Annotated in this window: 10 protein-coding genes; all 10 read right to left on the bottom strand. The window is 52.4% G+C overall.

From position 1 onward, the window contains the following. Window positions 1-13: 13 nt before the first annotated feature. Entirely contained in the window at window positions 14-1,027 is a 1,014-nt protein-coding gene (locus T433_RS0109965; protein ID WP_155808469.1) for a hypothetical protein, read from the bottom strand. Window positions 1,028-1,035: 8 nt separating this feature from the next. Continuing rightward, the gene (locus T433_RS0109960; RefSeq protein WP_155808468.1) at window positions 1,036-2,208 is read right to left on the bottom strand and encodes a fimbrial protein; all 1,173 of its coding nucleotides are present in this window, start codon (window positions 2,206-2,208) and stop codon (window positions 1,036-1,038) included. A 13-nt stretch (window positions 2,209-2,221) separates the two neighbouring features. Then, window positions 2,222-3,958, bottom strand: a complete 1,737-nt coding sequence (locus tag T433_RS0109955; protein ID WP_155808467.1) for a hypothetical protein — start codon at window positions 3,956-3,958, stop codon at window positions 2,222-2,224. 9 nt (window positions 3,959-3,967) lie between these two features. Beyond that, on the bottom strand, window positions 3,968-4,993 hold the full coding sequence (locus tag T433_RS0109950) for a hypothetical protein (RefSeq protein ID WP_155808466.1): 1,026 nt from the start codon (window positions 4,991-4,993) through the stop codon (window positions 3,968-3,970). A 12-nt stretch (window positions 4,994-5,005) separates the two neighbouring features. After that, on the bottom strand, window positions 5,006-7,336 hold the full coding sequence (locus T433_RS0109945) for a hypothetical protein (protein WP_155808465.1): 2,331 nt from the start codon (window positions 7,334-7,336) through the stop codon (window positions 5,006-5,008). 74 nt (window positions 7,337-7,410) lie between these two features. After that, a complete protein-coding gene (locus T433_RS15955; protein WP_162164196.1) occupies window positions 7,411-8,862 on the bottom strand; it encodes a DUF3575 domain-containing protein in 1,452 nt (483 codons plus the stop codon). Window positions 8,863-9,126: 264 nt separating this feature from the next. After that, window positions 9,127-10,689 carry a helix-turn-helix domain-containing protein gene (locus T433_RS0109935; protein ID WP_027455686.1) on the bottom strand — a complete coding sequence of 521 codons (1,563 nt, stop codon included), beginning with the start codon at window positions 10,687-10,689 and terminating at the stop codon, window positions 9,127-9,129. A gap of 14 nt (window positions 10,690-10,703) precedes the next feature. Beyond that, window positions 10,704-11,189, bottom strand: coding sequence for a CYTH domain-containing protein (locus T433_RS0109930; RefSeq protein ID WP_027450659.1), 486 nt, complete (start codon window positions 11,187-11,189; stop codon window positions 10,704-10,706). Further along, entirely contained in the window at window positions 11,190-11,345 is a 156-nt protein-coding gene (locus T433_RS16645; RefSeq protein ID WP_162164195.1) for a hypothetical protein, read from the bottom strand. It lies immediately after the preceding gene. 512 nt (window positions 11,346-11,857) lie between these two features. After that, window positions 11,858-12,979: a peptide chain release factor 2 gene (prfB, locus tag T433_RS0109920; RefSeq protein WP_027455685.1), complete on the bottom strand. Its 1,122-nt coding sequence runs from the start codon at window positions 12,977-12,979 to the stop codon at window positions 11,858-11,860. Window positions 12,980-13,553 lie beyond the last annotated feature (574 nt).

Genomic DNA, 13,553 nt, shown 5'->3' with positions numbered 1-13,553 from the left:
TTTTTTTAGTTTTTCACTCCTTCACAATCGTCGGATCCAGTGCATCAGGATCGGCTAAATAGTAGAGGTAGCTGGGAGCCACCGTCATGGTGAGCGTCGTCTTGGTGCCGTCTCGCATAGACATCAGTCCGGTGATGTCATTCTCTGCTCGACAGTCCTTTCTGACCAGATGGCCCTCTTTGTCGTAAACATCATAGAAACTCACCAACTTCAGTCCTGTCAGGATGGGTGCCACATAAAGGTCGTTCACCACCAGTGGTACGCTGGTACTCAGCGTCTCGCCCTCGGAACTGTTCAGCATGTCTGTCACCTCGACAGCCGTCTCGGTCGTGGTATAGTTGAACAGCGGTTCCAGTCCGTTCCACTGCGTGATGCTCACGTTGACCTTACGTGCTCCAGCAGCTTTCAGTTGTATCTTCTTCACCTTGATAGTGCGCAGAATGTCATAATCGCTGCCCACCAGCAGTCGCAGGCTGAGGCTGGCATAGAGGTGTTCCATCAGCAGATTCACCTTGTTGTGGTTCTTGGGTTGACCCTCATACAGGTATCTCCACAGGGTGATATTCTCCGAACTGGACACAGGTTCACCACCTTTGACGCCAGCCAGGAAGCACAGGTCAACAGGTGTCACGGGGTCCAGGTTGTTGATGGTCAGCATTGCGCCTTTGGCATAGCCGTCCGACAAGTAGCTGATAGCCGTTGACGATGCCGCAGTGGCAGGCATAAAGCCATAGAGATACTGGTTCTCGTTAGGCAGCACCCTGACGTTGCTGCGCCATTCCGCCAGGTCGGTGGCATAGCTGAACGTGCCCCTTCGGGCTTCAGTGCCCCGCGTGACGTATATCTCGATGGCTTGGTCGGTGGTTGGCACGATGGCCGGTGAGCGTCTCACCATCGACGACAACTGCAGCATTTCGCCGTCGGTTGTGCCCTGTGGGTCGCTGACGTCGTCCATGCTGCAAGCAGCCAGCAGCAGTGCTGCCAGTGTGCTCATCGCCATATTCTTCAGAAACATCTTCATTGCCATACACTTGCTTACCAGTTATACACCTCGTGATTTTGATTCACTTCGTTCCAGTCTGTCACAAAGACATCGTTCACCACCAGTCGGTCGGTGGCATTGCCTGCATAGTAACTATACACAATCCACGTGTGATTACGTGAGAAGTCGCCCGCCCTTTCCATCTGGAATGGTGCCTCTTTAAGAACGCCATCGACCATATAGTGGATGGTGCCACTGAGCCGTTTGTCACTCTCGCGCAGATAGAACGGTCCTGCCTGCAGCAGGTGACCGTCGGCCACAGCCGCATTGACCAGTCGGTCATAGTACGAGGGAGCCATTCCCGGCAGGTATTCATAGGTCTCCGGATCTTCTATCTTGGGCACCTCTTCGGTGATGGTGGCCAGTGTGGTGGCGTCATCCACATAGCTGTTGCCCAAGTGATAGTCGTTGCCATCGTCGCTCAGGAACAGATATTCGTCGGCAGGAATCATGTTGCCAGCCAGCTCCACGCGGGTCATCTGGAAGTCAGACAGCGTCACGGCACAGCCAAACAGGAAGCGTACCTTCGACACCATGCGCGTCACGTTGACAATAGCTGGCTGTTGTGCCGTACCAATGCGCAGCACGGGGCTATCGCCATAGACGGGCTGGTCTCTCAGCACGCCCGACATGGGCAGTCCTTCGTCAGGCACCACCGTAGTCAGGACGGTCAGTCCGAAGGGCTGGTCGCCAGTCAGCATCAAAGCGTCTTCCAGTTCCTGTCGCGTAGTGGTCTCGTCCAGCTGATGCGTGTGTGCAACATTTGCCAGCACATAGACATCCACGCTGGTGGGGTTCTGAGCAAACTCGTCTGGCACCAGCATCAGGTAGGTGGCACTGCGCTGACTGTTCAGTTGACCAATGGCCGGATTCAGATAGCCCACCAGAGTGCCATCGTTATGAGTAAACACCCATATCTGCACACTGCTGACCTTGTTTTCGGCCTCCGTGGCAGCCACATCACCGATGTAGGCACGCCGAGGAGCCGACTGCTTGTTGCTCAGTTGTTGGCCTTCTATATATATATTAAGGTATAAAGACGGAGTCACAGGCGCACGCCCTGCCTCGTCGCCGCTATCATGAGAACAGCCCACGCCGCCCATTGCCACTGCCAGTAGTAGCAGTAGTGTGCGAATGATGCGATATGTCCCAGCAGTTTGTCTCATGCGGTCTTTCTGTTTATTCAAGTTCTACAATCGTTGGCGTCGCCATCTTCCAGTCGGCGGTCAGCTGTATGCCCACCTCCAGCCGTTCTGTCAGCAGGTCGGGCACCACATTATACGCCTTACGGAGAGAGTTGACGCTGACATTCAGCGTGGTGACATAGTCTTGCGTAATGACACGACGCTGATAGTCGTATGTGGCACCACCCTCGGGTGCCAAGATGCCCAACAGGTAGAAACGGGTACCGGGGTAAACCAGTCCGTTCAGTCCGCGGAAAGTGACGTTGCTGTTGTTTTGGAACTCAGCAATCACGGTCACCTCCTCGTCGTCGGGTGTTTGCAGCAACAGCGTATTACTGTTGGCCGAAGTTGTGCCGCCATAGGGAGGCAGATAAATCACACTGTTATCGGGAGCCACCGGATAGCAGTCGTAAACATAGCGCACATCGACTTCCGATGTGCTGGTGGGTTTGAAGTCGAAGCCCACAGGGCGCTGACTGCCCACAATGATACCCGTCAGCGGGAAGGTCGTTGCATCAACGGTTATATAACGCCCGTCGGCATCGCTCAGCGACACCGTCAGGGGATTGAGCCTCATCTGCAGACAGCCCACAGCATAGTGCACGGGCTCCTTGATAGCCACCGATGTGGTGTTGTTTCGCACCACGCCATTATCTGTCTCGTAGCGGGCCAGCACATCGGTCCAGGTGGCCTCGTTCTCATAATAGGTTTTGCGGGTATCCGTCGTTGTGGTCTTAATCTGACTGTTGGCATAGTAGTACAAATCTGCCGGATGCGCATAACGACGAATGCCGGCCACCCTGGCCAGCGTGGTGGTGGTCTGTGGGACGAACTGTCCGTTGGTATAACGCACCACGGCAGCACCGTCGGGCAGTCCTATAGAGGCGGGATAGTTGACAGGCAGACCTACAGCCTTGTTGTCGATAGAGTCGATGATGGCCTGTTGCAGCTTGCGCTCCACGGTCCAGTCGGAATAGGTCAGTGCGGCAATCTTGCTTCGCAGCTCCCTGACATAGGCATTCACGTTGACCGACGAGCCAGCCATGGGCGCAGTGGTCTCCTGCCCCTGATTAATGAAGTTCAGGAAGAAAGCCTGCAACTTAGAATCGGTTGCAGCACTCCACGAATAGGTATGCGCCTCGTGCAGACATTCCGCATGGGCGATGGCCGTCAGATAGCGGGCGATGGCAGCCGCCTCACTGGGCACATCGTTGTTGTCTCGGATAGACTGCAGACTGAAAGAGATGTCGGCGGGATTGCCATCAGCAGGGTAGTTGGCTGTCAGTGCACCATAATACTGCTTGTTGGCGAGCGACGCATCTGAAGAACCGGCAGCACGGGCATAGACCAGGAACGAAGCCACCCCGTTCATCAGCTGCATGCCCTCGTAGTAGAAGAAGTGTGCATTGGTCTTGCTATAATCGCTGCCAGCGCTGTAGTCCACTCCAAAGAGTTTGGGCTGGTCGCTGATCTCCACACGTCCCCGCTTGGCGAAGGGGATGAGGTGTAGCTCTTGCAGTCCGCGGAAGTGCTCATCGGCCTGTACCACGCTGGCAGCAGTGCGATGCAGGGGTGCTTTGTCCTGGTGCAACTTGGTGAGAGGTGCCACGGCGAAAGCTAACTGCGCACGGACGGGTTGTTCGTCAGTGCGTAGCGACTCGTCGTTTGTGCAGCCGCTCAGGACTGTCAAAACAAGCAAAGGTAAGATCAGACGTAGTCTCTTCTTCCTCATAGGGATTGATTATAGTTCCGATTCATAGTTGCCGCCATCATTCCAGTTCAGCGTGATACTCACACCCACCATACTGTTGGCTGGCGTCACAGCGCCGTCGTCGTTCAACTCGCCCTTGATCACTTTCAGGTCGCCAGCCTTCAGCGGCTCGGGGATGCCAAGCACGGTCTCGGTCACGGTGCCGTCGGTCTTGGTAACATACACCTTGAACTGCCAGAGCGAGGTGTCGATAACGCGGCGTGGTGCCCCAGCAGGCACAGCATCGGGCGATGGGAAGTTCACCGAACAGAAGCATAACAGGTCGTTGTCGGTGGCTACTCTCTGTGCCTCGACCAGCACGGGCTTTTCAGGATAGCGATAGATGCTGTCGCTGATACAGAAGGCATTGGCAAATCCGGTGGCATAGACCTTCATGTCGCGATAGCTCACGCCACGAGGGTCGATGACCAGCGTGGCAGCACTGTTGGCCATATATAGTCGGACATTGAATGTCTGATCGATGCCCTCCAGTACCTCCATCGGCAGTCGTGCCGTAAACAGGCCTGTGGTGTGCGAGGTAATCTTCTCGCCCTCGGTCTGCTGCAATTTCGACGTGGGACTAAGCTCATCGTCGTGCAGCGTCACCACAGGGTTGTTTTTGATGTTTGCCACAGCCAGGTGCATGTATTTGCGCATGGGCAGCGTCAGCGTGTAACTGGTCTGGTTGGCATTGATAATGTCCTGTACATGTTCCAGTCGCTCCTGTTCCTCGTCGGTATCGTAGAACGAGAGGTCCACATCGTGGGCGAAGTCGCTGAAGATGTCCTTCAGGTGTGTCTCCAGTGCGCCGGCCACACTCATCTCGGTGATGGTGGTCAGCTGGGTCTTCAGCTCCGTAGTCATGTTGGTGACCAGTTTCAACTGGTAGTCCATCTCGAACTTCTCGCCCTCTTGACAGTCGGACAAATCATCGTCGATGACAGAACACGCCGACAGTGACAATGCTGTGAGCACTGTCACCATCAGCTTTGCGATTGTTCTGTCGAGATACATCATATTAATAACTGTTTATTGCTGTCCCAGTTCTACGTTGAATGTAAGACCTGGCTCCCACTGGATATCTACAGCCAGACCCAGCGATACCTGTGAAGAACGCAGGTCAGGAACGGTAGAATAAGCACTCTTCAGTGAGTTCGAACCAATGGTGAAGTTAGCCGTGGTCTTGTAGTCTTGCATGAACACGCGAACCTTCTCGGTATCGGTGGTGCCATCGGCCTTGTAAGGAGGCAGAATGTAGTTTGTTGCATCTGTTGTGGCTCGGCTAGCGGGGAACGAACTGCTGGTGGGATCCAGCTTACCTACAAGGTAGAACTTGCTGCCACGACGAATCAGGTTGGCATTGCCCCAGAAGTCAACACCCGAATTATTCACAAACTCCAGAGCTACGAATACTGGCTGCTTGTTGTTGGCAGCATCATAGTTGTCCCACAACAGGGTGTAGTTGTAGTCAGAAGTCTGTGCAGTGTTAGAGGGCACGGTGATGCCATTGCCATCACTGCCAATATAGCTATCGTAAACCATGAAGTTGAAGTCGTTGCCTGCAACATCCTTTTTCAGGAAGTTCCAACCCACCTTTTGGCACTGACCGCCAACGATGACGCCCGTGAGCTTGAACGAGGTGCTATTCACGGTGATATGCTGATCGCTGGTCTCCTCTGTACAAGCAGCCTGGTTATCATCAATGCTAGCTGCGCCATACTTCACTGTGGTGGCCAGCAAAGCTGTACCATAGTTAATGTCGCGCTGCATAGCCACGCTACGGGTGGTATTAGCCACAGCACCATCCTTGACCCAGCCTTTCAGGTTATTGGCAGCCGTCCAGTAGCCGTCGTTGTCCCAGTTTGCCACGGTCTGTGGGTAATTGCTTTCCACATGGGTCTCATTGCTGACACGCACGGGGCTATTGCCAAAGTAAACAAGCTCTGCAGGATACAGGAACTTATCAACAGTCGTTGTATTATCAGATACGGGTTTGAACACAGAAATATTGGTAGCATAGCTGAAGGCACCCGTACCATTATTGGCCGAAGGAGCGAACGTCAACTGTGCGGCTCCGTCTGGGAGGTTCAGAGCTTCAGGGAAGGTATTGGGGTCGATGGCATTTGTAAGAGTATTCAAATCTACATTGATATAAGTATTGAAGGCTGTCTTGATACTTGCCAAATCCTTGAACGTCACATTATTCACATCATCGCGCTGGAAATAGTTGCTGAAACGGTTCTTAATGCGCTGACCCATCTTCTTAGCAATAAACTCCTTCTCATTGGTAGGTGTGGCTGAAGCTACTTTGTCGGCCACCACCCACAAGTCTTCAATCACGCTCAGAATACCATCTGCAGAGCCCGAACGTATTTCGGCAGCACCGCCCACCGTGCGAATCGTGGTCAGCAGCACATAGGCCTTACCCAGGATTTCCTCCAGAGGCTTCATGTTCACTCTTGTTGCGGGATCATTATATGCAACACCATAATCACGCCAGTCTTTTGATATCAGACCACTATAGGTGTAGGTCACACCACCCTGCTCATCCTCATAGGTTCCTGCAGCAATCGCAGCTGCCAGTTCGTCACCGGCCAAGGCACTCTTACTACCACTGACGGTCTTATAGGGAGCATCCAGGAATCCTGGCGTCCAATAAGACACTCTATAGTCCGGATCAGACTTACTCAGATAATCGTCGTTTGGAGCTTCTTTGTGCAGACCCAGGTTGGCCATACGAGTCATCAGCGTGGCCAGCAACGTACAAGTTTGCGAAAAGGCTGCCGTATTACCATTGATACGAGCATTCGTTGTGAACTCTGTTGCAGTGGCTTTATCGCCTACGTTGTAGATAATGTTACCATACTCCGAGGGGTTGGCGCCGGTTGTTGGCTTGGGAGCGCGGCCATAGAACAACAGCGTGTTGGTACCTATGGGCAGTGCCAACTCAACCACACGACGAGAGTTGTCGGCAGCGATGGCACCTGATGCCAGCAAACTAGACAGGTCGTAGTTACGTGTTGAAGTAGCCAACGCATCGGTAGAAACATCATAGAGGTGCTTACCGTTAGCAGACTGCTTGTAGGTTAGGATACGGGCATCGGTCAATCCGCGGAAGTTGGTACCGAGAGCCTGTGTGGCTGTGGCCGAAGAGCGACGCACAGGTGCTTTTTTCATACCGCTCTGGTCGGCGGCAGCAATGTTCAATACGAACTGTGTGTTTACAGTTCCTTTTTCCGAATCGTACGTAGGATTCACAGCATCTGTCACGACTTCGTCGTCAGACGTGCATCCACTGAACACGTACGTACCTATGAGTGCTATCGCTCCTGCAAAGGCATAGTTGAAAAACTTTTTCATGTCAAACATTTTGTTTAGTAATTAATAATATTCTTTTTCTCGCTTATTCATTTGTTAGCATTGCTATTCACAGGTTAGGGATGTTCCAGTTGCCGCAGGTTGTCGATGGCATCGCGATCGCCACCAGCTGCGGCCCTTCGGAAACAGTCAAGGGCTTCACTGGTGTAGCCGCAGAGGTAGTAGGCCACGCCCAGTGCATTTTGTGCCCGCTCTTCGTGGCGAATAGTCAGCAGATGCTGCAGGGCTTCGTGATGACAATCGCTACAGTCGGTGCGCAACAGGCCAATGGCACGGTTGATGAGGGGCGCCACCTTGTCGGGTTCATATTTATACATCACACGCATGTAGCCGGAGTTACGCTGGTCGCGCAGAATATGTGTCTTGATATACTGCCACGTGCGTCCACCGTTCAAACGCTTCAGTTTCTGTTCACAACGGTTCGGGTCTTTCTCGCTGGCTATCAAGTCGAGCGCCTGGCGGAGCTCGTCAGCACGGTCGGCATTCTGCTCGGCCTCGACTTGCAACTGCTGGCGGAAATCAGCCCATCCCTCGCCACCGCCAACGGCCTCAAACAGTGTGTCGGCCAACTGCAGGTGCTGACGTACATACTCTTTCAATGCCTCGGCACGACGAAGCGACAACTTCTGGTTGTAGGCAACAGGTCCTTCGATAGATGCCAGACCCACAATCTGGATGGTGCGCACATCGGTCATGGTGTCGGCCAGTGCATGGGCGGTGACATCCAGTATCTGGCGCAGCACCTCGGCATTGTTGCGAAATTCGGGCAGCAGCACTGACTTGTCGAAGGGGAAATGCACATGCAGCGGGCGCTCGTCCTGATGCAGTCGGCCTGCACTATACGTGAGATTCGTCACGGGCGTCATGAAAGGTGCAAATGCGGGCTTGCTTTCCACTTCGGGCAGCAACTCGGGCAGTGGTTCCAGTCGAGGTCTGCCAGGCAGGTTATAGACGATGTTCAAAGCAGCCTGGGGCATGAAGAACGCTTTCTTCGTGCTGCCCAGTTTCTTGCCGCAGTGTCCGCATTCATAGCGGTTAAATCGGGTGTAGCCAACGGCTGCTCCGATAATGGCTTCCAAATTCCAGTAGCGCCCCAGTGGCCAGGAGTAGCCATAGAAAAATCCCAGCGCTCCCAAGTCGCCCTGACGACGCTCGTCGCGCACGGAACGATACATACCAAACGGGAAGCGAACCTCCGACACGTTATAATGACTATAAATCAGGTTAGCACCAAAGAAATGGTGCACGTTAACAGAGTCTGTCCAGTAGCGCACGTCGGGCGACAACAATAGGTGACGCCACTTGCGCGAGGTCTGATCGTTAGTAGGCCAAGGACGGAAACCTGCCGTCATGCCCACCGACCAGTGGGGCGACAGACGGGTACCGACGCGAAGATTAGGGGTGAGCCATGCATCGTAGAGCAGGTTGTTGCCGATGGTGACCTGCTGAGCATTCGTGCTAATGGCGAACCCGCAAAGAAGCAATATGTTCAATAAAAACCTACGCATACTTAAGCCTATTAATATTGTATAACATAAATCTATCATTGGCAAAATTACTAAATGATTTCATTTTATTACTAATTTTAACAATTACCTTTTATCATATTGTCTTTTACATTTTTCATTTTGTCCAAATGGTATAGTTTTTCATGTATTTAAGGCGTTTTAGACGACAAAAAGGAAAAAAACTTGCACATATTTGCGCAAGTTAATCACAGTAAAAGGACCAATAAATTTGTAATATTAACAGTTACGTTATGTTATCATGTGTTAATTTTCGGGGGGGGTAGGTTCTGATGCCTCCAGTTGTCGGCGGAAATCAGATGGCGTCATGCCATAAACATGCTTGAAATTTCGAATGAACGTGGTGGCACTGGGGATACCACAGGCTTCGCCAATGGCAGCCATGGTATATTCAGGATGACTTTTGATGAGCGTCGCGGCATATTCCATGCGTTTGGTGTTGATATAGCCAGGCACGTTGGTATTCGTGTACTTATTAATAATAGTGGCCAGCATGTTTTTATCAACACCCATCAAGCCCATCAGATCGTCGCGACCGAAGTCGGGCTTCACAAAGAGTCGTTCACGGATGATGCGACGATCTATCTCCTCGAATTGTCGTTGCACTTCATCGGGTGCATCTGTTGAACGATTTTCAACGGTTTCATCGGTAGTCTGATCACCCACAACCATGTCGCGATAGTGCATTAATTGGCGCACAGTGGCCATAATGGTTTGGTTCTTGCGACGCACCATCAAGCTGTAATTCAACATCAGTAGCATCACAACAAACAGCAACAGCGCAGCGGCGCCCGTCACTATGATGAGCTGAACATGACGCGAGTTAGCACGCTCATTGTCTATCACCTTCATCACTTCGTCCGAGATGGTGGCCAACGTATGAGCGCTGATGGTATCGGCAATACGGGTGGTGCTGGCAAAACACTCAACGGCATGCTGGCTGTCGCCCATCTGATTATAGATAGAACCTTTATCGGCTAGCAACTTCAACATGTTGCGCCCCAAGCTATCGCCGTCACTCGTAATATGTTGGATGGACCTGTCGAGATAGCGAAGCGCCTCGTCGTTCATGTGGCGCAGGCGATAATACTCCAGCAGAGCATCGCCAACCAACGGATCGGAAATGGCTTCGCCCACATACTCGTGATAGATTTGGTCGGCCTCGGCAGTGCGTCCTAACTTAGCCAGAAGGGCGATGCGCATGGTATGAACACGCTGCCAGGCACGCTGCTGCCACACCTTGTCGTGAAACGACGATCCCTTGCGCACGCAGTATTCTTCGTTATCGCACATGCGCATGGCTGTTCGACACAAACCATCACCATAATACATATAACACAGCAAGCAATAGTAGGCCGCCAGTTCATGATACTTATGCTCATAGTTGGAGCGCTTCATGATGCCAAGGGCATGGAAACAGGTCTGATACGCCATCTGCTTGTAGCCCTGCCTATAAAGGCGTCGGCCTCGCATAAAGAGGGCTTTTGACAGAGACACGGAGTCGTCTTGCTGCCGAGCCAGCATGTAGAGTCGATAGGAGGCCTCTGGCATTTCCTTCCAATGGCGCAACATGTCGTGCGTACGCATGATGCGCTCCAACAACTGCAACCTGAGTGCAGGGTCGCCCTTATCGGTCAGGTCATCGTAGGCCTGCTGATAGTATTTCAGGGATTCATTGAACTTTAAAGAAAAACGACAGGAATCACCTCGGGCCATCAGGGCTGATGGTGTGAGGGACGACGGCCAAGCCGTTTCTACTGCCACAAATAGAAAGGTGACCATGCAACAGATGGTCTGACGTATGCTCATAAGCCAAAGAATAGTTATAAACTATCCTTCCAGTTACAAAAGGGATTTTGGCGGAGATGACTATTGTAATAACGTCGGTCGCCCGTCACCTCTTGAGCGAGGAACGGAGGTAGTTTAGGATTGTCGTTAACAGATTTCAGCTCAACTTCGGCCACCACGAGACCGTCATTTTCGCCATAGAATTCGTCAACCTCGAAGGTATAACCCTCGTAGTCAACCAGATAGCGGGTCTTGTCGATAATACCTGGCTCGCAGAGGTCAAAGAGTTTGGCAGCCTCATCAAGGCTGATCTCTTTCTCAAACTCGTAGCGACTGAGTCCGCCGTCGAGCGACGGGCCCTTGATAGTGAGGAATCCCTGTTCGTCGCGTTGGCGCACGCGCACGGTCTTACCGCCGCCACTGCAGATGTAGCCCTGCTTGATGCGGTAGCTCCGATGTGCCAGGCGCTTGTAGTCGCTGTTGCGCACCAGGAATTTACGTTCTATCTCCAGTCCGCTCATTTATTCGAACATCAAAACAGAGATGAAAGCGTAGAGCACTGCGCACACAATAAGCACGCCAATAATCCATGCCACCACGTTGGTACCCTTTTGCTCCAGCTTCTGAGCGTAGGCTTTCTGCTTTTTATTCAGTTGCTTTCCTTGTTTATTAGACATAATACTTAATGTTTGATAGGTTTACGGAAGGCAAAGATACAACTTTTTTCTGTTTCGCCAAAAATTATCTGTTTAATTTTTTTGTTTCAAAGTCATTTATGGGGCAGAGCAGCGGTTTTTGGGTCCCGAAATGGCAGTTTTGCGGGGCAAGAGCGGCACTATAGGATAGCAATAGTGACACTTTTATCCTGCAATAGTGGCACTTTTGACTTGCAATACTAAAGGTTTTGGTGTCGATCTAGAGTCTAGAATACCTCAATCTAGAGTCTAGATGACCTGATTCTAAAGTCTAGATTGCGCGCGTCTAGAGTCTAGAATAGATGATTCTAGGGTCTAGAATCGAGTCATCCAGGGGCTAGCTACATTTCAGGTGCGGCACTATAGGATAGCAAGAGTGGCACTATTCATCACGAATAATGCCACTCTTGATACTATAAACCACGCGTTTTATAGTACGGAATTAGAGCAATGACCTTTTATGCATAAAACATTGCCCTAAAACGTTCAACCTTTTAATCTTCTGAAGTGGAGGGGAACTCCATCAGGTAGGCCTTGATGAAGCCGTCGAGCTTGCCGTTCATCACACCATCGACATCGCCTGTCTGGTAGTTGGTGCGGTGGTCTTTCACACGCTTGTCGTCGAAGACATACGAACGGATCTGCGATCCCCACTCTATTTTTTTCTTGCCAGCCTCAATCTTGGCTTGTGCCTCCATGCGCTTCTTCATGGCGCGGTCGTAGAGCTGCGAGCGCAGCAGGGCCATGGCGCGCTCTTTGTTCTTGGGCTGGTCGCGCGTCTCTGTGTTTTCAATCAGGATTTCCTCTTCCTCGCCGGTGTCTGGGTCGGTGTACCAATAGCGCAGACGCACACCCGACTCCACCTTGTTGACGTTCTGACCACCGGCACCGCTGGAGCGGAACGTGTCCCACGACAACTTGGCGGGATCTACATAAACCTCGATGGTGTCGTCGACCAGCGGGGTCACAAAGACAGAGGCAAACGACGTCATGCGCTTGCCCTGCGCATTATAGGGCGAGACACGCACCAGACGGTGCACACCGTTCTCGCTCTTCAGATAGCCATAGGCATACTCGCCACCTTCTATCTGCATGGTCACACTCTTGATGCCGGCCTCATCGCCGTCCAGCAGGTTGGCAATGGTCACCTTATAGCCATGAGCCTCGGCCCAGCGCATATACATACGCATGAGCATCTGGGCCCAGTCTTGCGCCTCGGTGCCACCGGCACCACTGTTGATCTTGAGCACGGCGTCCATGGGGTCTTCCTCCTGGCGCAGCATGTTCATCAGCTCCAGCTGCTCGATGGCTGCAATGGCAGCGGCATAGTTGGCATCGACTTCCTCCTCGGTGACCATCTCTTCCTTGTAGAAGTCGAAAGCCAGCTGCAGCTCGTCGGCCTTGGTGCGCACATCATCGTAGCCATCAATCCACTTCTTGATGGCCTTCACCTTCTTCATCTGGGCCTCTGCCCTCTTCGGGTCGTCCCAGAAGTCGGGAGCCTGCGTGCGCAGGTCTTCTTCCTCCCACTCTATTCTTTTCTGATCGATTTTGAGGTAGTGCTCCAACTTTTCTGCACGATCGAGCACATCTTTCAATTGGTCTTGTGTAATCATACTTCTATATAACTAAGGTTACTGACCCCACCCCCTGCCCCTCCCCTACAAGGGAGGGGAGAGAGGCGGCTTCCTCTGCGGTTCTTCCCTCCCTTCAAGGGGAGAGAGGCGGCTTCCTCTGCGGTTCTCCCCTCCCTTCAAGGGGAGAGAGGCGGCTTCCTCTGCGGTTCTTTCCTCCCTTCAAGGGGAGAGAGGCGGCTTCCTCTGCGGTTCTCCCCTCCCTTGTAGGAGAGAGAGGCGGCTTCCTCTGCGGTTCTCCCCTCCCTTGTAGGAGAGAGAGGCGGCTTCCTCCGCGGTTCTCCCCTCCCTTGTAGGGGAGGGGCAGGGGGTGGGGTCAGTATTGTTATTATTCATGTCTGCTTTCGTCTATTCGAAAAGTTTACTGCAAAGGTATAAAGAAGCGGGCGAACTGCCAAACAATTCGCCCGCTTTTTTGCTATATCGGTATCTTCAAGTTGTTGACTTAAAGGCGATGCGGTCATTTCAGGAGGTACTTCTTCTGCTGGCTCACGACGATGCGATGACGCGATGAAACCGGCAGTTTTTGTCCGTTCAGACCATAGAGAGACTGGTC

This window comes from Xylanibacter brevis ATCC 19188, from assembly GCF_000621725.1.
Lineage (GTDB): Bacteria > Bacteroidota > Bacteroidia > Bacteroidales > Bacteroidaceae > Prevotella > Prevotella brevis.
This window is presented reverse-complemented; position numbering and strand designations above follow the sequence as displayed.

Excerpts from the sequence above, each read along its gene's own strand:
- T433_RS0109945 (WP_155808465.1), bottom strand. The coding sequence starts at position 7,336 with ATGAAAAAGTTTTTCAACTATGCCTTTGCAGGAGCGATAGCACTCATA.
- T433_RS0109965 (WP_155808469.1), bottom strand. The coding sequence starts at position 1,027 with ATGGCAATGAAGATGTTTCTGAAGAATATGGCGATGAGCACACTGGCA.
- T433_RS0109930 (WP_027450659.1), bottom strand. The coding sequence starts at position 11,189 with ATGAGCGGACTGGAGATAGAACGTAAATTCCTGGTGCGCAACAGCGAC.
- T433_RS15955 (WP_162164196.1), bottom strand. The coding sequence starts at position 8,862 with ATGCGTAGGTTTTTATTGAACATATTGCTTCTTTGCGGGTTCGCCATT.
- T433_RS16645 (WP_162164195.1), bottom strand. The coding sequence starts at position 11,345 with ATGTCTAATAAACAAGGAAAGCAACTGAATAAAAAGCAGAAAGCCTAC.
- prfB (WP_027455685.1), bottom strand. The coding sequence starts at position 12,979 with ATGATTACACAAGACCAATTGAAAGATGTGCTCGATCGTGCAGAAAAG.
- T433_RS0109955 (WP_155808467.1), bottom strand. The coding sequence starts at position 3,958 with ATGAGGAAGAAGAGACTACGTCTGATCTTACCTTTGCTTGTTTTGACA.
- T433_RS0109950 (WP_155808466.1), bottom strand. The coding sequence starts at position 4,993 with ATGATGTATCTCGACAGAACAATCGCAAAGCTGATGGTGACAGTGCTC.
- T433_RS0109960 (WP_155808468.1), bottom strand. The coding sequence starts at position 2,208 with ATGAGACAAACTGCTGGGACATATCGCATCATTCGCACACTACTGCTA.
- T433_RS0109935 (WP_027455686.1), bottom strand. The coding sequence starts at position 10,689 with ATGAGCATACGTCAGACCATCTGTTGCATGGTCACCTTTCTATTTGTG.